The organism is Kitasatospora sp. NPDC101235, assembly GCF_044767505.1.
GTDB lineage: Bacteria > Actinomycetota > Actinomycetes > Streptomycetales > Streptomycetaceae > Kitasatospora.
The window spans coordinates 423157-446571 of record NZ_JBIWNZ010000002.1; the positions used below are offsets into that span (position 1 = coordinate 423157).

The 23415-nt window shown below is 73.9% G+C and carries 18 protein-coding genes; 10 read left to right on the forward strand and 8 right to left on the reverse strand.

Annotated features, from left to right (window positions below; translation table 11 throughout):
* Positions 1-98 precede the first annotated feature (98 nt).
* Positions 99-1139, reverse strand: coding sequence for an ABC transporter permease (locus ACIRRH_RS05315; protein ID WP_403062037.1), 1041 nt, complete (start codon positions 1137-1139; stop codon positions 99-101).
* Between the two features lie 126 nt (positions 1140-1265).
* On the opposite strand from ACIRRH_RS05315, the gene ACIRRH_RS05320 reads away from it, so the two are divergent.
* Both ACIRRH_RS05320 and ACIRRH_RS05325 read left to right on the forward strand, forming a co-directional pair.
* Positions 1266-1715, forward strand: a complete 450-nt coding sequence (locus ACIRRH_RS05320; protein ID WP_403062040.1) for a MarR family winged helix-turn-helix transcriptional regulator — start codon at positions 1266-1268, stop codon at positions 1713-1715.
* A 154-nt stretch (positions 1716-1869) separates the two neighbouring features.
* Entirely contained in the window at positions 1870-3423 is a 1554-nt protein-coding gene (locus ACIRRH_RS05325) for an MDR family MFS transporter (protein ID WP_403062042.1), read from the forward strand.
* 115 nt (positions 3424-3538) lie between these two features.
* On the opposite strand, the gene ACIRRH_RS05330 is transcribed toward ACIRRH_RS05325, so the two are convergent.
* Positions 3539-3790: a hypothetical protein gene (locus ACIRRH_RS05330; protein WP_403062045.1), complete on the reverse strand. Its 252-nt coding sequence runs from the start codon at positions 3788-3790 to the stop codon at positions 3539-3541.
* A gap of 26 nt (positions 3791-3816) precedes the next feature.
* Positions 3817-4989, reverse strand: a complete 1173-nt coding sequence (locus ACIRRH_RS05335) for an anion permease (RefSeq protein ID WP_403062048.1) — start codon at positions 4987-4989, stop codon at positions 3817-3819.
* A 337-nt stretch (positions 4990-5326) separates the two neighbouring features.
* Between ACIRRH_RS05335 and ACIRRH_RS05340 the strand changes: the two genes are divergently transcribed.
* Positions 5327-6865, forward strand: coding sequence for a C40 family peptidase (locus tag ACIRRH_RS05340; protein ID WP_403062050.1), 1539 nt, complete (start codon positions 5327-5329; stop codon positions 6863-6865).
* 92 nt (positions 6866-6957) lie between these two features.
* On the opposite strand, the gene ACIRRH_RS05345 is transcribed toward ACIRRH_RS05340, so the two are convergent.
* Entirely contained in the window at positions 6958-9237 is a 2280-nt protein-coding gene (locus ACIRRH_RS05345; RefSeq protein WP_403062053.1) for an FdhF/YdeP family oxidoreductase, read from the reverse strand.
* Between the two features lie 197 nt (positions 9238-9434).
* Between ACIRRH_RS05345 and ACIRRH_RS05350 the strand changes: the two genes are divergently transcribed.
* The gene (locus ACIRRH_RS05350; protein ID WP_403062055.1) at positions 9435-11237 is read left to right on the forward strand and encodes a protein kinase; all 1803 of its coding nucleotides are present in this window, start codon (positions 9435-9437) and stop codon (positions 11235-11237) included.
* Between the two features lie 50 nt (positions 11238-11287).
* On the forward strand, positions 11288-13120 hold the full coding sequence (locus tag ACIRRH_RS05355; protein WP_403062058.1) for a protein kinase: 1833 nt from the start codon (positions 11288-11290) through the stop codon (positions 13118-13120).
* Positions 13121-13147: 27 nt separating this feature from the next.
* Here ACIRRH_RS05355 and ACIRRH_RS05360 read toward each other — a convergent pair whose 3' ends face one another.
* Both ACIRRH_RS05360 and ACIRRH_RS05365 read right to left on the reverse strand, forming a co-directional pair.
* Positions 13148-15076, reverse strand: a complete 1929-nt coding sequence (locus tag ACIRRH_RS05360) for an FAD/NAD(P)-binding protein (RefSeq protein ID WP_403062061.1) — start codon at positions 15074-15076, stop codon at positions 13148-13150.
* Between the two features lie 100 nt (positions 15077-15176).
* Entirely contained in the window at positions 15177-16130 is a 954-nt protein-coding gene (locus ACIRRH_RS05365; RefSeq protein ID WP_403062064.1) for an amino acid ABC transporter permease, read from the reverse strand.
* 842 nt (positions 16131-16972) lie between these two features.
* Here ACIRRH_RS05365 and ACIRRH_RS05370 point away from each other — a divergent pair.
* From ACIRRH_RS05370 to ACIRRH_RS05385, 4 genes are all read left to right on the forward strand, one after another.
* Positions 16973-17917: an ABC transporter substrate-binding protein gene (locus ACIRRH_RS05370; RefSeq protein ID WP_403062067.1), complete on the forward strand. Its 945-nt coding sequence runs from the start codon at positions 16973-16975 to the stop codon at positions 17915-17917.
* 27 nt (positions 17918-17944) lie between these two features.
* A complete protein-coding gene (locus ACIRRH_RS05375) occupies positions 17945-18373 on the forward strand; it encodes a hypothetical protein (protein WP_403062070.1) in 429 nt (142 codons plus the stop codon).
* A gap of 53 nt (positions 18374-18426) precedes the next feature.
* Positions 18427-19179, forward strand: coding sequence for an amino acid ABC transporter ATP-binding protein (locus tag ACIRRH_RS05380; protein WP_403062428.1), 753 nt, complete (start codon positions 18427-18429; stop codon positions 19177-19179).
* A 306-nt stretch (positions 19180-19485) separates the two neighbouring features.
* Entirely contained in the window at positions 19486-20709 is a 1224-nt protein-coding gene (locus ACIRRH_RS05385; RefSeq protein ID WP_403062073.1) for a protein kinase, read from the forward strand.
* On the opposite strand, the gene ACIRRH_RS05390 is transcribed toward ACIRRH_RS05385, so the two are convergent.
* Complete coding sequence (locus ACIRRH_RS05390; RefSeq protein WP_403062076.1) at positions 20665-21363, reverse strand: MBL fold metallo-hydrolase; 699 nt, start codon at positions 21361-21363, stop codon at positions 20665-20667. The two genes, ACIRRH_RS05385 and ACIRRH_RS05390, sit on opposite strands and share 45 nt — an antisense overlap.
* A 278-nt stretch (positions 21364-21641) precedes the next feature.
* Here ACIRRH_RS05390 and ACIRRH_RS05395 point away from each other — a divergent pair, with 278 nt between their 5' ends.
* On the forward strand, positions 21642-22493 hold the full coding sequence (locus ACIRRH_RS05395; RefSeq protein ID WP_403062079.1) for a fumarylacetoacetate hydrolase family protein: 852 nt from the start codon (positions 21642-21644) through the stop codon (positions 22491-22493).
* Positions 22494-22612: 119 nt separating this feature from the next.
* Here the strand turns inward: ACIRRH_RS05395 and ACIRRH_RS05400 are convergent, their stop codons facing one another.
* On the reverse strand, positions 22613-23371 hold the full coding sequence (locus ACIRRH_RS05400) for a TetR/AcrR family transcriptional regulator (RefSeq protein WP_403062082.1): 759 nt from the start codon (positions 23369-23371) through the stop codon (positions 22613-22615).
* Positions 23372-23415 lie beyond the last annotated feature (44 nt).

Sequence of the window (23415 nt, forward strand, 5' to 3'; positions counted from 1 at the left end):
CCCGGGCCCCGCGGGTGGCACGCGTGCCGGGACCGGGAGCGCGACCGAGCCCCCGGCCGGGGCGGCCGGGGGCTCGGTGACGGTCGCAACCGGGCGGCTCAGGCCTCGGCGGAGACCAGCTCGCGGCGCTGGGAGCGCGGGTGCCGCAGCACGGCGAGCAGGGCGACACCGATGCCGATCAGCGCCCAGACCACCAGGACCAGGACCGGCAGCCCCAGGTTGGTGGAGTCGAAGTAGGCGACCGACTTGGCCGCGCTGGTGCCGGCGCCGTTCGGGATCCAGGAGCTGATCGCCCGCCAGAACGGCGGCATCATCGGCGCCGGGTAGACCCCGCCCGCGCTCGGGTTGCCGAGCACGACGAAGATCAGCACCGCGATGCCGATGCCGATGATGTCGAACAGGCACTGGAGCGCCATGGTGAAGGCGCCGACCGAGAACACCACGAGCGCGCCGACGGCGCTCAGGCCGAGGATCGGGCCCGGCAGCGCGTCCAGCACCGGCCCGGCGATCAGCGTGCCGAGCACCGCGGCGCCGATCGAGTAGAGCGCGAGCGCGCCGAGGCGGATCAGCAGGCGGTGGACGTTGGCGGGCTTGGAGCCCGCGCTGATGCCCAGGATCGAGGCGACCAGGTAGCCGCCGACGCACCAGCCGATCACCAGGTAGAAGGCGGAGAGGCCGTTGGTGTCGCCCGCGGCGAGCGGCACCACGTCGTGGACCTTGACGGTGCGGCCCTGGCTCTGGTCGATCGCGGTGGTGATGGTCTCGGCGGCCTTGGCCGCGGACGTGCCGCGGGCGCCGCCGACCAGCAGGGTGTCCTGGGTGCCGGTCGGGTCCACGACCAGCGCCGCGTAGATCTTCTGGTCCTTGATCTGCTGGGTCGCCGTCTCGGCGTCCGGTGCGGTGAGGGCCCTGACGGCGTCGTTCGGCACCGCCTCCAGCGCGCCGACCAGCTTGGGGGCGACCTGCGGCGGGGCGACCACCGCGATGGAGAGGTTCTGCGGGGCCGGCTTGTGCAGCGCCCCGATGTACGAGGTGATGAAGCCGAGTTGGAGCAGCAGCACTCCGAGCACGAGCGGTGCCGCGCGCGGGGTGACCGCACTCTTCAGTTCGGCGACGAAACCCTGCCCCGGGGCTGCCATCCACATCTCCTTGCGTAACGGGGGAAAACGGTACTTCCAGAACCGATACTTCATACCATGAAGTAGTTGGCTTGTCGCACCTTCGGTACTGGCTTCCGGCGGGTGTCGCTGCGCGATACTGGCGCGGTGAGTGACGAAGAAGCCCTGGTGGCGGTGGAGAGCGAGGTCGCGCTGATGTTCCGGCGGGGCCGGGCCAGAGTGGCGGAACTCTCACGGCGGGTGCACCCCGGACTGGAGGGCATGGCGTACAGCATGCTCGGCTACATCGAGCAGGCCGGGCGGGTACGGGTGACCGACGTCGGCGTGCACTTCGCGGTCGGCAAGGCGACGGTGAGCCGGCAGATCCGGGCGCTGGAGGAGCTGGGCCTGGTGGCCCGGGAGGCGGACCCGCTGGACCGCCGGGCCGCGCTGGTCTCGCTCACCGAGGACGGGCGGCGGCGCTTCCTGGCCGCGCGGGACGTCCGGATGCGGCGGGTGCGCGAGGTGATGGGCGGCTGGTCGCCGGAGGACGTGACCCGCTTCGCCGAGCTGCTGCACCGCTTCAACGACGTGCTGGGGGAGTCGCCGGTCGACTGACCGGGCGGCCGTCGGCGGCGCGACCGGGCCCGCAACCGCGGGCTTTACTTGCCCTTGAAGAAAGTTGCCTAATTCAACCATCTCGCCGTATGGTTGCTTAAGGCAACGAAATTTCATGATCCGCGCATCCCGCACGCTTCGCCGAAGGACCCAGATGACCGTGACCACCGAGGCCGCGAGCGGAACCGCCGCCGCGGCCGACAGCTCACAGATGACGCACCGGCAGGTGATGGAGGCGCTCTCCGGCCTGCTGCTCGGCCTCTTCGTGGCCGTGCTCTCCTCGACCATCGTCTCCAACGCCCTGCCGCACATCCTGGCCGACCTGCACGGCGGCCAGTCCGCGTACACCTGGGTGATCACCGCGTCCCTGCTCACCCTCACCGCCTCCACCCCGATCTGGGGCAAGCTCTCCGACCTCGCCAGCAAGAAGCTGCTGCTCCAGATCGCCCTGCTGATCTACGTCGGCACCTCGGCGCTGGCCGGCCTCTCGCAGAACACCGGTGAGCTGATCGCCTGCCGCGCGCTCCAGGGCATCGGCGCCGGCGGTGTCGTGGCGCTCGGCCAGATCTGCCTGGCCGCGATGGTCCCGCCGCGCGAGCGCGGCCGGTACAGCGGCTACTTCGGCGCGGTCTTCGCGCTCGCCACCATCGGCGGCCCGCTGATCGGCGGCGTCATCGTGGACACCTCCTGGCTGGGCTGGCGCTGGTGCTTCTACGTCGGCATCCCGTTCGCGCTGGCCGCGATCCTCGTGGTGCAGCGCACCCTCAAGCTGCCGGTGGTCAAGCGCCAGGCGAAGATCGACTACCTGGGCGCGCTGGTCATCACCGCCTCGGTCAGCCTGCTGATGATCTGGATCACGCTGGCCGGCAAGAACTACGCCTGGCTGTCCTGGCAGACCGCGGCCATGGTCGGCGGCGGCCTGCTGCTGGGCGCCCTGGCCGTCGTGATCGAGCGCCGCGCCGCCGAGCCGATCATCCCGCCGGACCTCTTCAAGTACCGCACCGTCACCCTGGCCGCGCTCGCCAGCGTGCTGGTCGGCGTCGGGATGTACGGCGCGACCACCTTCCTCAGCCAGTACTTCCAGCTGGCCCGTGCCAAGTCCCCGACCGTGGCCGGCCTGATGACCCTGCCGATGATCCTCGGCCTGGCGGTCTCCTCCGCGGTGGCCGGCCGGCTGATCACCAAGTACGGCAAGTGGAAGGCCTACCTGGTCTCCGGCACCGCGCTGCTCGCCGTCGGCTTCGGCCTGCTCGGCACCGCCCGGGCCGAAACCGACTACGTGCTGCTCTCGGTCTACATGGCGATCACCGGCGTCGGCCTCGGCCTGACCAGTCAGAACCTGGTGCTCGCGGTGCAGAACACGGTGCCCCGGCACGAGCTCGGCGCGGCCAGCTCGGTGGTCACCTTCTTCCGCACCATGGGCGGCGCGATGGGCGTCTCCGCGCTCGGCGCGCTGATGACCAACAAGGTCGGCCACTACCTGGCCGAGAACCTGGCCGCGGCGCACATCCCGGCGTCGCCCGCGGCGTCCGGCGGCGGCATCCCGGACCTGGCCAAGCTGCCGGCCCCGATCGTGCCGCTGGTGACGGACGCCTTCGGCCACGGCGTCGGCACCGTCTTCCTGTGGGCCGCCCCGTTCGCGGCGCTGGCCTTCGTCACCGTGCTGTTCATCCGGGAGACGGTGCTGAAGACCACCCAGGAGAACTGACCACCCGGGAGAACCGACCGGCCAAGGGGCCGACCGGCAGTCGGGATGCGCGAACGGGCCGGGGAGTGCGTGAGGCACTCCCCGGCCCGTTGTCCTTGTGCGCGGCGCGCGGCGGTTACTTGCCGGCGATCAGCGACAGTCCGTAGAGGACGGCCCCGCCGCACAGCGCGAAGCAGACGTACGCGCCGGCCAGGGCGAGCCTGCCGCCGCCCGCGGCCCCGGTGCCCTCGCCCTCACGGGCGGCGCTCACCGCGGCCTCGCGGCGGGACAGCGCCAGGATGCCGAGCGCGAAGACGGCGACCACGGCGACGGTGACGCCGAAGCTGACCCCGGCGGTCTGGGCCAGGGCGTTCCACTTGATGTGCATGGTGAGTGCTCCTCAGTCGACGGCGCTCAGGCCGCGACCGTGGTCGAGGCGGGGGTGGGGGCGTTCGCGGTACCGGCCGGTGCGACCTCGACCGGAGTGACGTCGTTGACGTTGTCCGCGCCGACCGGCTGGCGGCGGGAGATCAGCCACATCGCACCCGCGCCGGCCACCAGCACGGCGCCGACCAGCGCGACGCCCCAGCTGCCCTGCTCGGCCAGCAGGGCCGCGCCGCCGGAGACCACGGCGGCGGCCGGCAGGGTCAGGCCCCAGGTGTAGACCATGCGGCGGACCATGCTCCAGCGCAGGTCGCCCTTCGGGCCGCCGAGGCCGGCGCCCATGATGCCGCCGGAGCAGACCTGGGTGGTGGAGAGGCCGAAGCCCATGTGTGAGGAGGTCAGGATGACGGTCGCGGCGGCCGACTCGGAGGCGAAGCCCTGCGGCGGGCGGATGTCCGCCAGGCCCTTGCCCATCGAGCGGATGATCCGCCAGCCGCCCATGTAGGTGCCGAGCGCGATCGCGCCGCCCGCGGAGACGATCACCCAGGTGGGGGGCAGCGCGCCGTGCGGCAGGGCGCCGACCGAGACCAGGGTCAGGGTGATGATGCCCATCGTCTTCTGGGCGTCGTTGGTGCCGTGCGCGAGCGAGATCAGCGAGGAGGAGAACACCTGGCCGGTCTTGAAGCCCTTCTCGGTGGCCGCGGTGTCGCCCTTGCGGGTGATCGCGTAGGCCAGCTTGGTGGCGCCCCAGGAGGCCAGGCCGGCGACGAACGGCGAGGCGACGGCCGGGATGAGGATCTTGGTGATCACGGTGTCGAAGTTGACGCCGTTCATGCCGACGCCGACGATCGTGGCGCCGATCAGGCCGCCGTACAGGGCGTGCGAGGAGCTGGACGGCAGGCCGCGCAGCCAGGTCAGCAGGTTCCAGAGGATCGCGCCGGCCAGGGCGGCGAAGATGATCTCGGGATGGACGCCGGCCTTCTCGTTGACGATGCCGCCGGAGATGGTGGTGGCGACCTTCACGGACAGGAACGCGCCCGCGAAGTTGAGCAGGGCCGCGATGGTGACCGCGACCTTCGGACGAAGGGCTCCGGTCGCGATCGCGGTGGCGGCCGCGTTGGCGGTGTCGTGGAACCCGTTGGTGAAGTCGAAGGCGAGCGCCGTGATGATCACAACGGCCACCAGGAACGAGATGTGTTCCATACCCAAACAATCGTCGTAGTTGTCGCACGGACGTTGATGACGTCGCGACCGTAGGTCTGTTTGGTAAACGGAAGGTGAACTGGGTCGGGAATCGTGGTTCCGAGGGTTGACTCCCGGTGACCATCGGCTTTCATCGGAGTGACCTGGGGCGCGCTGAACTGGACGCTAGCGAAGAACATGCCGGTTCGACCCGGTTTGCTGAGAGCTGTCTCACAGATCAATCGAGAATTAACCTCCCAGTCCGCACGCGCCCTGTTTCCGGCGAGTAACCCGTGGGAGGATCTGCGGGATCCGGGAAGCCGGGACAGGGGCAGTGCGCGGCGGGGAGGACCAGGCCATGGGCGGGGCGGCACAGAGAGCGGAGACGGCACGCGTACGGCCCTGGGTGCGGGCGGCGCTGCGCTGCGGAGCCGTCCTCGCGGCCGCGGCACTCGCACTGCCCGCCGGCGCCCAGGCCGCCTGGGCCGCACCCGACCCGGGGGCCGGCCAGACCGTCGCCGGCGGTGACCCGCTCGCTGCCGCCAAGGCCACCCTCGGCCCGATGCTCGACCGGCTGCACGCGCTCTACCAGGGCGCCGAGGCCGCCACCGAGCAGTACAACGGTGCCGTCGCCAAGGTGACGGAGCAGCAGGCCTCGCTCACCGACCTCCAGGGCCGGCTGGACCGCCAGCAGAAGCAGGTCGACGCGGGCACCGACATCGCCTCGCAGCTCGCCGCCGCGCAGTACCGCAACGGGGCCGCCTCCGCCTACGCCGAGCTGCTGCTCTCCAAGGACCCGTACGAGGCGGTCGTCATCGCCGAGCTGCTCGCGTCGGCCAGCCGCTCGCAGTCGGAGTTCCTGGACAGGCTGAAGAGCGACCGGGACGCGCTGGACGGGTTGAAGAAGCAGACCGAGGAGGCGCTGGCGACCTCCCGGACGCTGGTCGCCGAGCAGGACGCGGCCAAGGCCAAGGCGGCCGCCGACCTCGCCGCGGTCGAGCAGATGGTCTCCTCGCTGACCGGCGCCCAGCGGGCCGAGCTGGAGCAGCTGGAGAAGACCAAGGCGGACGAGGCGCAGCTCGCGTTCCTTGCCTCCGGGGCGCTCGGCAAGGGGGAGCGCACGCCCTCCCTGCAGGGCCGCGGGGCCATCGCCTTCGCGCTGGCGCAGCTGGGCAAGCCGTACCTGTGGGGCGGCACCGGCCCGGACTCCTACGACTGCTCGGGCCTCACCTCGCAGGCCTGGCTGCACGCGGGCAGGCCGATCCCGCGCACCAGCCAGGAGCAGTGGGCGCAGCTGCCGCACGTGGCGCTCAACCAGCTGCGGCCCGGCGACCTGGTGGTGTACTTCCAGGACGCCTCGCACGTCGGGATGTACATCGGCGGCGGGCTGGTCGTGCAGGCGCCGCGGCCCGGGGCGTTCATCAAGATCTCGCCGGTCGGCTCGATGCCGATCCTCGGGGCCGTCCGGCCGGACCCGTCCGGTGCGGCCGACGACGCCGGCGGCGCCTGGAAGGTGCCCGACCTCCCGACGGGCTGGGACTCCGTCACGCCGATCGCGCCGAGCCCGGCCAACCAGGTGCCGGCCACGCCGGCCCCGGGTGGCGCGGTGACGCCGCCGACCGTGCCGGGCACGCCGACCGGGACGCCGAGCACGCCGACCGACCCGGGGACGCCGTCCGGCGGCACGCCGACCTCGACGCCGACCGGGACGCCGACCGAGCCGGGCACGCCGACCCCGACGCCGACCGGGACGCCGGGCACCCCGAGCGGGACCGGCACGCCCACCTCGACCGGCACGGGGACCCCGACGGGGAACCCGAGCGGTACCGGCTCGGCGACCGCCTCGGCCCCGGGCAGCGCCACGGCCACGCTGTCGCTCGGCACGCCGACGCACTGATGAGGCCATGAGGAGGCCGCCCCACGTCCGGTGACGTGGGGCGGCCTCCGCGCTGTCGGGGCCGGGCGGCCGGCCGGGCGCGCCCCGGGCGGCTACTCGCCGCTGTCGGGGGCGAAGCGGATCACGACGGCCTTGGAGGTGGGGGTGTTGCTGATGTCGGCGGTGGAGTCGAGCGGCACCAGGACGTTGGTCTCGGGGTAGTAGGCCGCCGCGCCACCGCGGGCGACGGGGTAGTGGACGACCCGGAAGTGCGGGGCGCGGCGCTCCACGCCGTCGCTCCACTCGCTGACCAGGTCGACGTACCGGCCGTCGACGAGCCCGAGTTCGTCGGCGTCGGCGGGGTTGACCAGGACCACCCGGCGGCCGCCCTTGATGCCGCGGTAGCGGTCGTCGAGGCCGTAGACGGTGGTGTTGTACTGGTCGTGCGAGCGCAGGGTCTGGAGCAGCAGCCGGCCCGGCGGGACCTCGGGGGCGGTCAGCGGGTTGACGGAGAAGTTGGCCTTGCCGGTCGCGGTCGGGAAGGTGCGGGAGTCCCGGGGGCCGTGCGGCAGGGTGAAGCCGCCGGGGCGGCGGACCTTCTCGTTGTAGTCCTCGAAGCCCGGGACGACGCGGGCGATCCGGTCCCGCAGGGTGTCGTAGTCGACGGCGAAGTCCTCCCACGGCACGGTGTCCTGCGGTCCGAGTACGGTGCGGGCGAGCCGGCAGACGATCGCGGTCTCGGAGAGCAGGCCGGGCGCCGGCGGGCGCAGGCCGCCGCGGGAGGCGTGCACCTGGCCCATCGAGTCCTCGACGCTGACGAACTGGGCGCCGCGCGTGGTGACGTCCCGGTCGGTGCGGCCCAGGGTCGGCAGGATCAGGGCGCGGGCGCCGGTGACCACGTGCGAGCGGTTGAGCTTGGTGGAGACGTGGACGGTCAGCCGGCAGCGGCGCATCGCGGCCTCGGTGACCTCGGTGTCCGGGGTGGCCGCGACGAAGTTGCCGCCCATCGCGAAGAAGACCCCGACCTTGCCGTCGCGCATCGCGCGAATGGTGTCCACCGCGTCGAGGCCGTGCTCGCGCGGCGGCTCGAAGCCGAACTCCCCGCCCAGTGCGTCCAGGAAGGCGGCGGTGGGGCGCTCGAAGATGCCCATCGTCCGGTCGCCCTGGACGTTGCTGTGTCCGCGCACCGGGCAGACCCCGGCGCCGGGGCGGCCGACGTTGCCGCGCAGCAGCAGGAAGTTGACCACCTCGCGGATGGTCGGCACGGCGTGCTTGTGCTGGGTGAGGCCCATCGCCCAGCAGACGATGATCTTCTTCGAGTCCAGCACCAGCCGGCCGAGCTCCTCGATCTGCTCCCAGGGCAGGCCGGTCGCGGCGAGCACCTCGTCGCGGTCGGTCTTCCGCGCCTGGGCCTCGAACTCCTCGAAGCCGTGGCAGTGTTCGGCGACGAAGGCGCGGTCGACGCCGTCGTGCTCCAGGACGATCCGGTTCAGCGCGCGGAACAGGGCGAGGTCGCCGCCGAGGCGGATCTGCAGGAAGAGATCGGTCAGCTTGGTGCCGTTGCCGACCAGGCCGCGCGCGTGCTGCGGGTTCTTGAACCGCTCCAGGCCCGCCTCCGGCAGCGGGTTGACGCTGACGATGGTGGCGCCGGCCCGCTTGGCGCGCTCCAGCGCGGAGAGCATCCGGGGGTGGTTGGTGCCCGGGTTCTGGCCGGCCACGATGATCAGGTCGGCCTGGTAGAGGTCCTTCAGGCCGACGCTGCCCTTGCCGACGCCGAGCGTCTCGGTGAGCGCCGAGCCGGAGGACTCGTGGCACAGGTTGGAGCAGTCCGGCAGGTTGTTGGTGCCGAGCCGGCGGGCGAACAGCTGGTACGCGAAGGCGGCCTCGTTGCTGGTCCGGCCGGAGGTGTAGAAGGCGGCGCCGTCCGGGGTGTCCAGGGCCTTCAGCTCCTCGGCGATCAGCGCGAAGGCGTCGTCCCAGGAGACCGGCGTGTAGTGGGTGGCGCCCTCGTCGAGCAGCATCGGCTGGGTGAGCCGGCCCTGCTGGCCCAGCCAGTAGCCGGAGCGCTCGGCCAGGTCGGCGACCGGGTGGGCGGCGAAGAACTCGGCGCGGATGCGGCGCTCGGTGGCCTCCTCGGCGACGGCCTTGGCGCCGTTCTCGCAGAACTCGGCGGTGTGGGTCCTGTCCGGCTCCGGCCAGGCGCAGCCGGGGCAGTCGAAACCGTTCGGCTGGTTGAGCTTGAGCAGGGTGGTCAGGGCGCGGCGGGCGCCCATCTGCTCGGCGGCCATCCGCAGACTGTGGCCGACGGCGGGCAGCCCGGCGGCCGCGTGCTGGGGCGCGGACACCTCGGGGGCGTCCTGCACCGGGTCGCTCTGCGGGGCCTGCTTGGCCATGGCCGCTCTCCTCGGGTCGGGCTCTGCTGGTCCGAGCCGCCGCACCGTCGCGGGGCCGACGGCCCATCCTTGCACCCGGGGCCTGTCCCGTGGAGCCCCGCGGGGTCCGCGAACGTCCCGGAGGCAGGCCCTGGCCGTGTCGGGGGAGGGCCGTCGGTAGAGTCTGGGCGTCATGGCGGGAGGGAGGGGAGGGGCGCGTGCGAGTCGGGGACGTCCTGGACGGCCGGTACGAGCTGGTGGAGAAGCTCGGACAGGGCGGGTTCGGGGTGGTGTGGCGGGCCCGGGACACCCGGATGGGGCGGCCGGTGGCGGTCAAGGTCATCGGTCACCACGGCGGCGACCGGGCGAAGGCCGCGCTGCGGTTCGTCCGGGAGGCCGGTGCGGCCGGCAACCTCTCGCACCCGCACATCGTCACGGTGCACGACCTCGGGCAGTGCGAGCTCGGTGGCCAGGAGGTCACCTACCTGGTGATGGAACTGCTCACCGGCCGCACCCTGACCGAGGTGCTGCGGGACGGCCTGCCGGAGCCGGAGCAGAGCCTGCGCTGGGGGCGGCAGATCAGCGGCGCGCTGGCGGCGGCGCACGACGCGGGCGTGGTGCACCGGGACATCAAGCCGGACAACGTGATGATCACCGACGCCGGGCAGCTGAAGGTGCTGGACTTCGGCATCGCGCAGCTGGACACCGGCGCGGGCGGGCTGACCACCACCGGGACGATCGTCGGCAGCCCGGCGTACATGGCGCCGGAGCGGTGGACCGGCGGCCGGGTGGACGGCCGGGCCGACCTCTACGCGCTGGGCTGCGTGCTGGTCGAACTCTTCACCGGGGCGCGGCCGTTCGGCGGGGACTCGACGCCGGTGCTGATGTACCAGCACCTCAACGAGGCACCCGCGCCGCTGGACCCGGCGCAGTTCGGGCTGCCGCCGCAGGTGGCCGGGCTGGTCGCGGAGCTGCTGGCCAAGGATCCGGCGGACCGGCCGGCCGACGCCCGTACGGTCGAGCGGCGGCTCGCCGCGCCGGCCGGGTGGCAGGGCGGCCAGGCGGCCGCGGCGGCGCCGGTGCCCACGGTGGTGGAGCGCCCGGCGCCGGTGGTGCCGCCGCCGCCGAGCGCTCCGCCGGTGGTCCCCGCGCCCGCCGTGCCGCCCGCCGCCGCGTCGGTGCTGTCGCCGCTGACCACGCCCCCGGTGACGGCCGCGCCGCCGGCCGAGGCCGTACGGGCCGGGCTGCGCGAGCGGCGGTCGGCCGCGTACCGGGCGGCGACGGCCGGTGAGTCGGCGATGCTCCTGCAGGCCCTCGCCCAGGAGTGCGTGACCGTGCTCGGCGCGAGCGACCGGGACACCCTGTGCACCTGGCGGGACTTCGCCTGGTACCTCAGCCGGACCGGGGACCTGAACGGCGCGATCCGGCTGCTGACCGCCCTCGTGGGCGACATGCGGTCGATGCTCGGCCCGATCGACCCGGACACCCTCGGCGCCCGCTACCACCTGGTCTGGTGCATCGGCGAGAGCGGTGCGCCGGTCACCACGATCCGGCTGATGAACGAACTGCTGCCCGACCTGCACGCCGCCTGGGGCCCGTACGACCCCCGGGTCCTGAAGGCCCGGCACGACCTCGCGCTGTACCACGCCAACCGGGGCGACCAGCAGGGGGCGGTGATCCAGCTGCGCGGGCTGTTGCCGGACCTCGCCCGGGTGCTGGGCGAGCACCACCCGAGCACCGTGCAGGCCTGGCAGGACCTGGCCGGCTACCAGCAGCGGCTGGCCCAGGCCGGCCGCAAGGGAGCGGGGCAGCGCCGCCGGACACCGCGGATGAGCCCGATGGAGGCGCTGGTGCTGGTGCGGCGGCTGCGGGTGTGGGACTTCGCCACCGACGGGGAGGCCCGGGCCTGCATGGACGCGCTGGACCGGGGGATCGGCCTGAAGGGCGTCGCGGACGCGGTGTTCGACGCGCCGGACCACGTGTCGGACGAGGACCTGGTGGAGGAGATCTTCGGAGCCTGAGCCGGTGGAGTCCGGGCGGTGCCGACGGGGTTGGAAGGGGAGGGGGGCGCGTGCGAGTCGGGGACGTCCTGGACGGCCGGTACGAGTTCGAGGAGAAGCTGGGGCAGGGCGGCTTCGGGGTGGTGTGGCGGGCCCTGGACACCCGGATGCACCGGCCGGTGGCGGTCAAGGTCATCCGGCACGACGACGGCGACCGGGCGAAGGCGGCGCTGCGGTTCGCCCGGGAGGCATCCGCGGCGGGCAACCTGTCGCACCCGCACATCGTCACGGTGCACGACCTCGGCCACAGCGAGTTCGACGACCAGCAGGTCACCTTCCTGGTGATGGAGCTGCTCACCGGCCGCACCCTGACCGAGGTGCTGCGGGACGGGCGGCCGGAACCGCGGGTGAGCCTGCGCTGGGGGCGGCAGATCTGTGAGGCGCTGGCGGCGGCGCACGACGCGGGTGTGGTGCACCGGGACATCAAGCCGGACAACGTGATGATCACCGACGCCGGGCAGCTGAAGGTGCTGGACTTCGGCATCGCCCAGCTGGACACCGGCGCGAGCGGGCTGACCACCGTCGGCACGGTCATCGGCAGTCCGCCGTACATGGCGCCCGAGCGCTGGACCGGCGACCGGGTGGACGGCCGGGCCGACCTCTACGCGTTCGGCTGCGTGCTGGTCGAACTCCTCACCAGGAAGCGGCCGTTCGGCGGGGACTCGACGCCGGTGCTGATGTACCAGCACCTCAACGAGCCACCCCCCGAGCTCGACCCGGCGAAGTACGGGCTGCCGCAGCACCTGCCGGCCCTGGTCGCCCGGCTGCTGGCGAAGGACCCGCAGGACCGGCCGGCCGACGCCCGGACGGTCGCGCAGTGGCTCTCGGACCTGGCGGAGGGACGGGACCGGCCTCCGGCACCGCCCACCGCTGCCCGGACCGAACCGGGCCGGCCCGCGGGCACCCCGCCGCTGCGGCCGGTCCGGCCGCAGCGGCGCGGCCGGTCCCGGCAGCCGGGGCAGCCGAGGCTGCGGCCGGTGGGGCGGGCCGCGTTGGTGTATCCCGAACCCCCGCCGTCCGCCCGGCACGTGCCGCCCGTCGAGGACGAGGCCGTCGTCCGGGGCCGGCTGCGGGAGGGCCTGCGGGCCGCGCAGCAGGAGAACCCCGCCGCGGAGGCGGTGCAGCCGCTCCGGTCGGCGGTCGACGCCGCCGTGCGGGCGCTCGGGGCGGGCGACCCGGAGGTCGTCGCCGCCCGGCAGGACCTCGCCGGGTGCCTCGGCCGGGCCGGCGAACCGGCGCAGGCCGCCCAGGTGCTGCTGGACCTGGCCGAGGACCTGCGCACGCTCCTCGGAGCGACCGACCCCGAGCTCCTGAAGGTGCGCTGTGAACTGGCCCGGCAGGTCCGGGACAGCGGCGAGACGGTCACCGCGATCCGCCTGCTGACCGAGCTGCTGCCCGCGCTGAAGGGCGTCTGGGGCCCGCGCGCGGTGCCCGTCCTCCAGGCCCGGCACGACCTCGCGGTGTGCCGGGCCCGGCGGGGCGACTTCCAGGGAGCCGCGCTGGAGCTGAACGGCCTGCTGCCCGTGCTGGTCGAGGTGCTCGGCCCGCAGGACGAGCGCGGCCTGCGGGCCGCCGCCGACCTGGCGGAGTACCGGGAGGGGGCCCGGCACCACCGGGTGAACCGGGCCGTCCGGGTGTTGCGACGGCGGATCGGCCGGGGCGAGGCGCAGGAGCTGATCCGGCGGATCCGGGCCGCCGCGCGCGCCGGCGGGTCCGTCGCGGAACCGGCCCGGGCGCTGGAGCGCCGGACCGGCGTCAAGGGCGTCGGGCAGCGGGTGGCCGCCGCACCGGGCTACGTCTCGGACGAGGACCTGGTGGAGGAGATCTTCGGTCCTTCGGCCTGAGTGGCGTGCGCCCGCCGCTCGGGCCGCTCACGCCGCCAGCGCCGTGGCCGCCGGGAGTGCGGCCAGGGCCCGGAGCAGGGCGCGGGCGGCGGCGTCGTTCTGCCGGAAGCCCGGGGCGTCGGTGCGGGGGCGGGCGAAGGCGGCGGCCGCGCGCAGGCTGGTGTGCGGGCCGAGGGCGGTACGGCGCGGGTGCGGGGCGCCGCCGAGGGCCGGGTCGAGCAGCCGGCTGTCGGCGGGGGTGATGGTGACCAGGCCGGAGCGGTGGGTGTAGTCCGGGTCGGTGACCACCTCCTCGACGATCCGTCCGGTGCGGTGCAGCTCGCGCAGCACCGGGTCCAGGGTGCGGGCCAGCGCGTGCTTGGGCAGGTACGCCTCGACCAGCGCCGTCGCGGTGACGTGGTGGCCGGGCAGGGTGGCGCCGGAGGCCCGCCAGGTGCCGCTCGCCTCGTCCCGTTCGATCCGCACGTCCGCACCGAGGAAGCGCACCACCCCGGCCTCGGAGAGGGCGAGCAGCTGGCGCAGCCGGAAGCCGGGCGGGCCGGAGGCGAGGAAGCTGAAGTAGCCGAAGAACCACTCGTCCACCTCCTCGGCGATCGAGCGGGCGGTGAGCCGGCCGCTCGCCGTCAGCCGGGGGAGCTGGCCGAACAGCGAGAGCAGGGCGAGGAAGGCGCCGAGGTCGGCGCTGTGCGCGGGGTCGGCGCGGCGGTCGGCGTCGGCGGTGACGTGCGCGCGCAGGTGCGCCTGGAGCTCCTCGTCGGTGCCGAGTTCGAGCCCGGCCAGCGGGTGGTCGAGCCGTTCGAAGTCGATCCGGTCGGCCGGGTCGGGGACGGCCTCGGCGATCAGGGCGGCGAGTTCGGGGGTGTACCAGCCGTGCCGGTCGTAGCGGGAGAGGAACTCCGGCCAGGGCAGGGCGGTGCGTCCGGGGTGGGCGTGGAACAGCTCGTGGTAGTGCCCGAAGCCGATCTCCTTGGCCATCAACGGCCAGAAGTCGCGGCGGAGTTCGAGCTGTCCGCCGGTGGCGAGCACGGCGTCCACGGCGGCCTCGTCGAAGTACCGGGGGAGCGGGGCGGGCGGCCCCTGGAGGCGGTAGCCGGTCTTGGAGTGGTACGGGACGCCGCGCCGGGAGCCGAGGTGGAGCACCGGCTCGCGGCCGGAGGGGAGGTAGCGCAGCGCGGGCCCTTCGCCGGTGGGCTCGAAGCGGCCGCCGCGGCCCTCGGTGAGCAGGGCGACCAGGTCCACCGAGGCGAGGCCGAGGCCGCGCAGCACCACCTGTTCGCCGGGGGCGAGGCCGGCCAGCTCGGCGGCCACGTCGGCGGAGTAGGCGGGCGGGAGGTGGAAGCGGCCGTGCCGGGCGGCGAACTCGGCGTCGGCGGCGAAGCGCGGGTGCGGGACGGAGTCGAGATGGCCGAGGGTGAGCACGACGTGGTCGGCGGTGAGCGTCCGGTCGGCGAGGTGGACGGTCTGCGGGCCGTCGGCCGGTCCTTCGATCCGCCGGGCGGTGTCCCGGTGGACGGTGACCTCGATGTGCGTCGGCAGCTCGGCGACGGCGCGGCGGAACACCCAGTCCAGGTAGGCGCTCTGGGCCCGCCGGGTGGGGAAGTCGGTGGGTGCGAGGGTGCGCAGCTCGGCCCGGACGGCCGGGTCGGCGACCTCCCGGTAGGGCGAGAACTCCTCCTGTCGCAGGGCCCATTCGGCGAGCGAAGGACCGGGGCGGACCGGCCCTTCGAGGGTGGAGCGCTCGTCGGTGAACATGGTGACGTCCTCGGCCATCGAGTTCATCCGCAGCAGCGGGGACTGGTCGTGGCGCCAGATCCGGCCCGCACCCGGCGGGTACGGGTCGACCAGGTGGATCGCCAACGGCCGGTCGGCGGGCAGCAGTTCGGCGGCGTTGGCGGCGATCCGCTCCAGCAGGCCGGTGGCGCGCGGGCCGGCGCCGACGATGACGAGGGCCGTCATGCGCCCACCTCGCTGCGTTCGGCAGGGGCATGCGCCCAGCCGCACCTCTTGATGACTCTCCCCCAGCCTTCGGCCGGGGGGACCCCCATGCTTCGCTCGCTCATGCCCGCACCACCCTGGCCACGGCCGCGCGGGCGCGCTGCAGCGGGGTGGGCGGCAGGCCGTCACGGGTGGCGCCCTTGGCGAAGTGCCGCTCCACGTAGTACTGGCCGATGGACAGCAGGGTGGTGACCACCAGGTACCAGATGGTGGCGACCATCAGCATCGGGATGACCTGGTAGGACTGGAGGTAGACCAGCTGCACCGAGTAGAGCAGGTCGGAGACGGCCAGCACGCTGACGATGCTGGTGCCCTTGAGTGCGCCGATCAGCATGTTTCCGGCGGTCGGCACGATCGCCCGCATCGCCTGCGGCACCACGATCCGGCGCAGCACCCGCCACCGGCCGAGCCCGAGCGCGGAGGCCGCCTCCAGCTGGCCGCGGTCCACGGAGAGGATGCCGCCGCGGATCACCTCGGCGGCGTACGCGGTCTCCAGCAGGGTGAGGCCGATGACGGCGGTCAGGGTGGGGCCCATCAGGTTGACGGTCCTGACGGTGACGAACTCGGGGCCGAACGGGATGCCGAGGCCGAGGGTCGGGTAGAGCGCGCCGATGTTGAAGAAGAACAGCAGCTGCACCAGTGGCGGGGTGGAGCGGAACACCCAGATGTAGCCCCAGCTCAGCGTGCGCAGCACCGGGTTGCCGGACAGCCGCATGGTGGCGAGGAGGGTGCCGAGCACGAAGCCGAGGGCGAGGGTGACGGCGGTCAGCCAGAGGGTCAGGGTGAGTCCGTCGAGTACGGACCGGGCGGTGAACCAGTCGGCGACCACGCTCCACTGGAAGGCCTTGTTGCGGATCACCGAGTTGACCGCCATCGCGGCCAGCAGCAGGGCGACGGCGGCGGCGGCCCACTGGCCGGGCTTGCGGCGGGCGACGATCCGGGCCTCGGGGGTGGGCGGCGCGGCGGGGAGGTCGAGTGCGGAGGGGGCGGGCAGGACGTCCTGCGGGGTGGCCATGGCGGCGGCTCCTGGGCGGAGTGCGGGCGGGGAGGGGTACGGCGGTGGTCACGTACGCGGGCGCGGCCCGTGTCCCTCAACACGGCCGGCGCATTGCACTGCACTCCGCTTCGATCGTACGCATGCGCGATCGACGGCTGTCAAGGGTGATCGGGGCGCGGGAGGGCTCGGTCGACGCGCGTCGGAAAAGCGACAGGAGATCGCAACAGTGCGGCAATGATGGATGGTTGACGGACCGATCGACCGACTGCTCAACTTGAGGCCATGTACGCCGAGCAGCCCCTGGTCAGCCGCGACCACATCGACTTCGGTCGGGTGTGGTCCGCGGCGTGTCGCGGCTGATCCGGCAGCGGGCCGTCCGTCCGGCCTGATCTCCCGTCGGGGGCCCTCCCTCGGTCCGCCCCGTCGCGGCCCGGACCCGTCGCCGACCACCGGCGATGCGCCAGGCCTTCGCTGCCGCCGATGACTTCGCACTGCGCTCCGGCCCTTCTTAGCCCCGGCCCCTCCTTCGCTCCGGCCCCTCCTGCGCTCGGCAGTCCCTCCGTCACCCCTTCACCGTCACCTGTTCGACGGCCGCCCCGCCGCGGCCGCCCCCGGCCTGCCCACCCGCAGCCCACCGGACTTCCGCCCATCCGAAAGGTTCCGCCATGCCCGTCGAATTCCTCGGCATCGCCGCCACCGGCGACGGTTCGGAGACCGCACCCGAGAACGTGGGCTCCCGGCGGCTGATCTCGATCGCCCGGCCGACCCGATGACCATCGGCCCGCTCCCCTTTGAGAAGCAACTGCCAGCCGGAGAAGGGCAGTTGACCGTTCTGGCTCCGACCTCCTGAAAGGCCCCCCGTGAGAACCAGCACCGCCCGCCGCCTGCTCGCGACCACCGCCCTGCTGCCGGTCCTGGCCGTGGCCGCCTGCGGCTCGGACCCGAAGATCGCGAGCGCGGCGGGGGCGGGCGGTCCGGCCGCCACCGCCACCGAGGACCTCGTCTCCGGCCTCGCGAAGTCCGAGGCCGCGGCCGCGCTGCTGCCCGAGGAGGTCCGCAGGGCCGGCACGCTGAAGTTCGGCTCGGCCTTCGGCGCGCCGCCCAGCGCGTTCTACGCCGACCAGGCCGGCAAGAAGCCCGCCGGGATCGACGTGGACTTCGCGGACGCGGTCGCCAGGCTGCTCGGCCTGACCGTGCAGCGCGAGGAGGCCGCCTTCGAGACCATCCTGCCCTCGCTGGACAGCGGGAAGTACGACGTCGGCACCGGCAACTTCGGGGTCACCACGGCCCGGCTGAAGACCATCGACTTCGTCACCTACATCGACGACGGCCAGGGCTTCGCGGTGAAGAAGGACAACACCGCGATCCAGCCGGTCACCGACCTGCTCCAGCTGTGCGGGCTGACCGTCGGCACCACCGCCGGCACCACCTTCGAGACCACCCTCAACAGCCGCAGGAACGTCTGCGCCGACGCCGGGAAGAAGCCGTACGAGGTCAGGGCGTTCAGCGAGAGCGGTGCGCTGCTGACCAGCCTCCAGCAGGGCCGGGTGGACGTGGAGATGTCCACCATCAACGGCCTGCGCCACCAGTCCGCGCAGGAGGCCTCCGGGACCCGCTTCCTCGGGGAGTTCCACCGCCTCGACGTCGGCTTCGCCCTGAAGAAGGGCTCCAAGCTGGCCCCGGCCTTCCAGGCGGCGGTCAACCAGCTGATCAAGGACGGGACGTACCAGCGGATCCTGCACAAGTGGGGGGTCGCCGATTCGGCGATCAAGGAGTCGCAGATCAGCCCGCCCGAGCACGGCTGAGCGCCGGCCCCTCCGAGGAGACCCCCGATGACCGTCACCACCGGGACCCCCGCGGCCCCCGCCCGCCGGCCGGCCCCGGCCGCCCTGGACCTCGGCGAACTGGACGGCCTGCGGACCGTCCCCGCCCGGCACCCCTGGCGCTGGGCCGCCGGATCATCCGCGGCGGCATCATCGCGGTGGACGCCGGCCGGCGGGAGGCCGCCGCCGTGCTCGGCATCCCAGGTCATCTACGGCCGCACTGGCCGGGTGGTGCCGCTGCTGGTGGTCGCCACCGTCTGGTACGTGGTGCTGACCACCCTGCTCTCGATCGGCCAGTGCTGCGTCGAGCGCCACTTCGCCCGCGGCGCCGAGCGCACCCCGCCGCCCACCCCGTGGCAGCGCGTCCGGGCCTTCGCCCGGAGCCTGCCGGACCGCACCAGGCCCACCGCCGCCCGTACCTCCGGAGGACAGTCGTGACCACCCTGACGAAGCCCGCCCCGAACCCGGCGGATCCGGCCCCGGCCGCCCCGATGGTGCAGGTCCGCGGCCTGCACAAGAGCTTCGGCCGGCTGGAGGTGCTGCGCGGGGTCGACCTGGACGTCCCGGCCGGCTCGGTGACCGTGGTGCTCGGCCCGTCCGGCTCCGGGAAGTCCACCCTGCTGCGCGCGATCAACCACCTGGAGAAGCTGGACCGCGGCCACGTCGCGATCGACGGCGAGCTGATCGGCTACCGCCGCTCCGGCGACCGGCTGTACGAGCTCAAGGAGCGCGAGGTGCTGCGCCAGCGCACCGGCATCGGCTTCGTGTTCCAGAACTTCAACCTGTTCCCGCACCTCACCGTGCTGGAGAACCTGGTCGAGGCGCCGGTCGCCGCGCTGCGCCGGCCCAGGGCCGAGGCCAGGGCGGCGGCGCTGGCGCTGCTGGAGCGGGTCGGACTGGCCGACAAGGCCGCCGCCTACCCCCGGCAGCTGTCCGGCGGGCAGCAGCAGCGGGTGGCGATCGCCCGGGCGCTGGCACTGGAGCCGAAGGTGTTGCTGTTCGACGAGCCCACCTCGGCGCTCGACCCGGAGCTGGTCGGCGAGGTGCTGGACGTCATCAGGGACCTGGCCCGCGGCGGCACCACGATGATCGTCGTCACCCACGAGATCGGCTTCGCCCGCGAGGTCGCCGACACCGTGGTCTTCATGGACGGCGGTGTGGTGGTCGAGCAGGGCCCGCCCGCCGAGGTCCTGGACCGGCCGCGGCACGAGCGCACCCGGGCCTTCCTGGCCAAGGTCCTCTGACCCGCCCTTCCCGTCAGTTCCGCCGGGTCCCCTTCACCGGGCAGGAGTTCCGCCATGTCCCTGCGCTGGTCAAGGCGCTGGACGGGGCGATCGGCGAGGTGATCAGGAACGGCACGTACGGGCAGGTGCTCAAGCGCTGGGGCCTGGACGACGAGGCCGTGCCGAGCTCCGAGAACAACCCGCCCGGGCTGCCCGGGCCCAAGCCGTAGGAAGGGCCGGCCGGGGTCGTTCACCCGTTCGTCCCCGGCCGCCGCTATGGTGACCCCTCCGACGGCGAACGCCGAGCGGGCGCGGTCGAGTTGGGGGATGCGCATGGAGAAGGGCGAGGTGCTCGGCGGTCGCTTCCGGCTGGAACAGAGGCTGGGCCGGGGCGGCTTCGGCGTCGTCTGGCGGGCGACCGACACGACCATGAACCGGGAGGTCGCGGTCAAGGTGCTGCTCGCCGAGCACGCCACCGACCGGGAGGCGGTCAGCCGGTTCGTCCGCGAGGCCCGGACGGCCGGCGGCCTCAACAATCCGCACATCGTGACCGTGTACGACTACGGGTGGACCGAGGCCGGCTCCGGGAAGATCCCGTACCTGGTGATGGAGCTGGTCCGCGGCCGGGCGCTGTCCGAGGTGCTCAAGGACAGCCGGCCGGACCACAAGCAGGCGCTGCGCTGGATGCGGCACGTGTGCAAGGCGCTGGACGCCGCGCACCGCTCGGGGATCGTCCACCGGGACATCAAGCCCGAGAACGTGATGATCACGAAGGAGGACGAGGGCGAGCGGGCCAAGGTCCTGGACTTCGGCATCGCCCGACTGGTCACCCAGACCGTCCGGCTCACCTCCACCGGCAACGTGGTCGGCACCGTCCCGTACCTGGCGCCCGAGTGCTGGTCCGGCGGCGCGGTGGACGGCCGGGCCGATCTCTACGCGCTCGGCGTCATGCTGTACGAGGTCTGCACCGGCGCGCGCCCGTTCCGCGCCGCCTCGGCCGCCGAGTACATGTACAAGCACCTGGAGGAGGTCCCGTCCCGGGTGCGCAGCAAGGACCCGGCGCTGGCCGGGCTGGTCGCCGAGCTGCTCGCCAAGCGTCCCGAACAGCGGCCGGCCGGCGCCGCCGAGGTGCTGGAGCGGCTGCGCGCCGTCCGGCCCGGGATGCTGCGCCCGGACGACCCCAGCCCGGAGCAGCTGCGCCGCCGGGCCGACCGGGCCTGGCGGTACGGCGAGGCCGGTGAGGTGGCGGAGGCGGTGGAGATCCTCACCGCACTCGTCCCCGACCTCGCCCGGATCTGCGGCCCGGACGACCCCCGCACCCTGCGCACCTGCCACGACCTGGCCCTCTGGCTGGCCCGGGACGGCAGCCCCGGCGCCGCCGTCGCCCTGTTGGACGAGCTGGCCCAGGCGCCCGGCACCACCCCGGAGGCCCGGGCGGACGCGCAGCGCGACCTCGCGCACTGCCGGCAGGAGGTCGCCCGGCTCGGCCCGGGCCGGCCGCGGACGCTAAGCCTGGGGGTGCTGCTCGGCGGCGGCGCGCAGGGCGGCTGAGGCGTCCGTCGCGATCGCGTCGCCGTGCCCGAACACCGCCGTCTCCACCGGCAGCGCGGCCAGCCGGTGGAAGGAGGCGAGTGCCAGGGCCGGGTCGGTGTGGAACACCCCCGGGGTGGTCCGGCCCCCGACGTTGGCCGCCAGATCCCCGGTGAACAGCACGCCCGGCCCGGGCAGGTGCAACGCGATGCTGCCGTCGGTGTGCCCGGGCACGTGCACCACCACCGCGCCGCCGCCGATGTCCAGCACGTCGCCGTCCTCGACCTCCCGGTGCACCGGGCAGGGATCGGCGGGCGGGATCGGCGGCAGGCCGTCCCACAGCTGCTGCTCGAACGGGCTCAGCACCGGCGGCACCGGCGGCTGCTCGCGTCGGATCACCGGTGCCTCCAGCCGGTGCGCCACCACCTGGGCGCAGTGCCGCCGGGCGAGCAGGGCGGCCGAGCCGGTGTGGTCCTCGTGGTGGTGGGTGAGCACGATCCGGCGCAGCGCGGCCGGCTCCTGCCCGGTGGCGCGGATGCCCTGCTCGATCGCGTCCGCCGAGCCGGCGATGCCGGTGTCGACCAGGGTGAGGCCGTGCGCGTCCCGCCAGAGGTAGGCGGTGCCGAACTCCAGGCTGATCATGTGCAATTCGTCGCGTACCCGGGTGATCTCCATGCCCGCATCCTGCGCGCCGGGCCGCCGCGGCACTCCCGCGTTCGCCGCCGGCGGAGCGGGACGGGCCCGGGCACCGCCGCCCGTACGCCGGACGCCCGCCGGGTGTCAACCGTGCGTGCCGCCGAGCCGGTGCCGCGGCCGGAGCGGGAACCGGGAGGATTTCGCCCGTCGGGACGCTCTGGTCCGCCGCCCGGCGCGTTGGTATACCTCGTTGCCGGACTCGGGTGCGGTGTTCGCGCCGCCCCGGTGAGCTGCGACGAAAGGCTGGTGACGGATCGATGAAGCTCCTGCGCGTCGGACCCCCGGGCGCCGAGCGCCCGGTCGTCCTGGGCGAGAACGGCACCGCGTACGACCTCTCGGGGCGCGCCCGCGACCTCGACGGGGCCTTCCTGGCCGGGCTGGACCCGGCGGCGCTGGCCCGGGACGCGGCCGCCGGCGTCCTGCCGGTGGTGGACCTCGACGGCCTGCGGGTGGGCGCACCGGTGGCCCGGCCGGGCAAGGTGGTCGGCATCGGGCTCAACTACCGCGACCACGCGGCCGAGGCCGGGGCCGCGATCCCGGCCGAGCCGGTGATCTTCCTCAAGCCGAGCTCCACCGTGGTCGGCCCGTACGACGAGGTGCTGGTGCCGCGCGGCGGCGAGAAGACCGACTACGAGGCCGAGCTGGCGATCGTGATCGGCCGCACCGCCCGCTACCTGGACTCGCACGCCGAGGCGGCCGGGGTGATCGCCGGGTACACGATCGCCAACGACGTCACCGAGCGGGCCTTCCAGTTCGAGCGCGGCGGCCAGTGGGACAAGGGCAAGTCGGCGGAGACCTTCACCCCGCTCGGGCCCTGGCTGGTCACCGCCGACGAGGTGGCCGACCCGCAGGCGCTGACCCTGCGGCTCTGGGTCAACGGCGAGCAGCGGCAGCACGGCAGCACCGCCGGGATGATCTTCCCGGTGCTCGAACTGGTCCGCTACGCGAGCTGGTTCATGGTGCTGGAGCCCGGCGACGTGATCATCACCGGCACTCCCGCCGGGGTCACCCTGGGCCGCCCCGGCACGCCGTTCCTCGCCCCGGGGGACGTGGTCGAGATCGAGATCGACGGGCTCGGCCGCCAGCGCCAGGTGCTCGGCAAGGCGTAACGGCGCGGGCCGCCCCGACCCTTGGCACGGGGGTCGGGAGGGCCGCCACGAAGCGCCATCACGAGGCAAGCCGTCACGAGGCAGGCCGTCACGAGGCGCAGGGGTTGCGAAGCGCGCCGTTACGAAGCGCCGCCCAGTACCGCCCGCAGCCGCTCCGCCCGCTCCGGCCGTGGCCCCTCCAGCGCGAGCACCCCCGCCAGCACCTCGGCCGTCTGCGGGTCGTGCAGCGCCGTCGCCGCCGCCATCGCGGTGAACTGGTCCACCAGCCAGTCGCGCAGCTCCGCCACCGGCAGCGTGCGCCCCTCGTCCAGCCAGCTCAGCGACGCGCCCTCGACCACCGCGATCCACGAGCGCACCAGCAGCGTCAGCCGTGGCCCGGCCTCCCGCACGCCCAGGTGGCGCAGCGTCCGCCGCAGCGCCGCCCGCCGGACGTCGTCCACGATCGCCGAGGTGCGGGCCGTCTCCACCACCGAACCGCCGCGCAGCAGCGCCGAGTAGCCCGCGTCGTGCTCGGCCACGAAGGCGAAGTAGCCGTCCAGCACCGCCGACAGCTGCTCGGACGGCCTTCCGCTCACCGGCACCGCGAAGCGGCTGGTCAGCTCGTCCGCCGCGGTGCGCAGCGCGGCCTCGTACAACTGCTGCTTTCCGCCCGCGAAGTAGCGGTACACCAGCGGGCGGGAGGCCCCGGCGGCCTCCGCGACGTCGTCCAGGCTCACCTCTTCGGGCGGCCGGGAGGCGAACAGCTCCAGGGCGACCGCGATCAGCTGCTCGCGCCGCTGCTGGACCGGCAGCCGCCGGTAGCCGGTGCGGCGCGGACGCAGCTCGGGTGCGGCCGGAACGGGTGCCTGACCGGCTGCCGGGATGGGGCGGGCTTCCATGGCGGCCAGCGTAATGGGCGCCGGACGGATCGGATCCTGTCGCG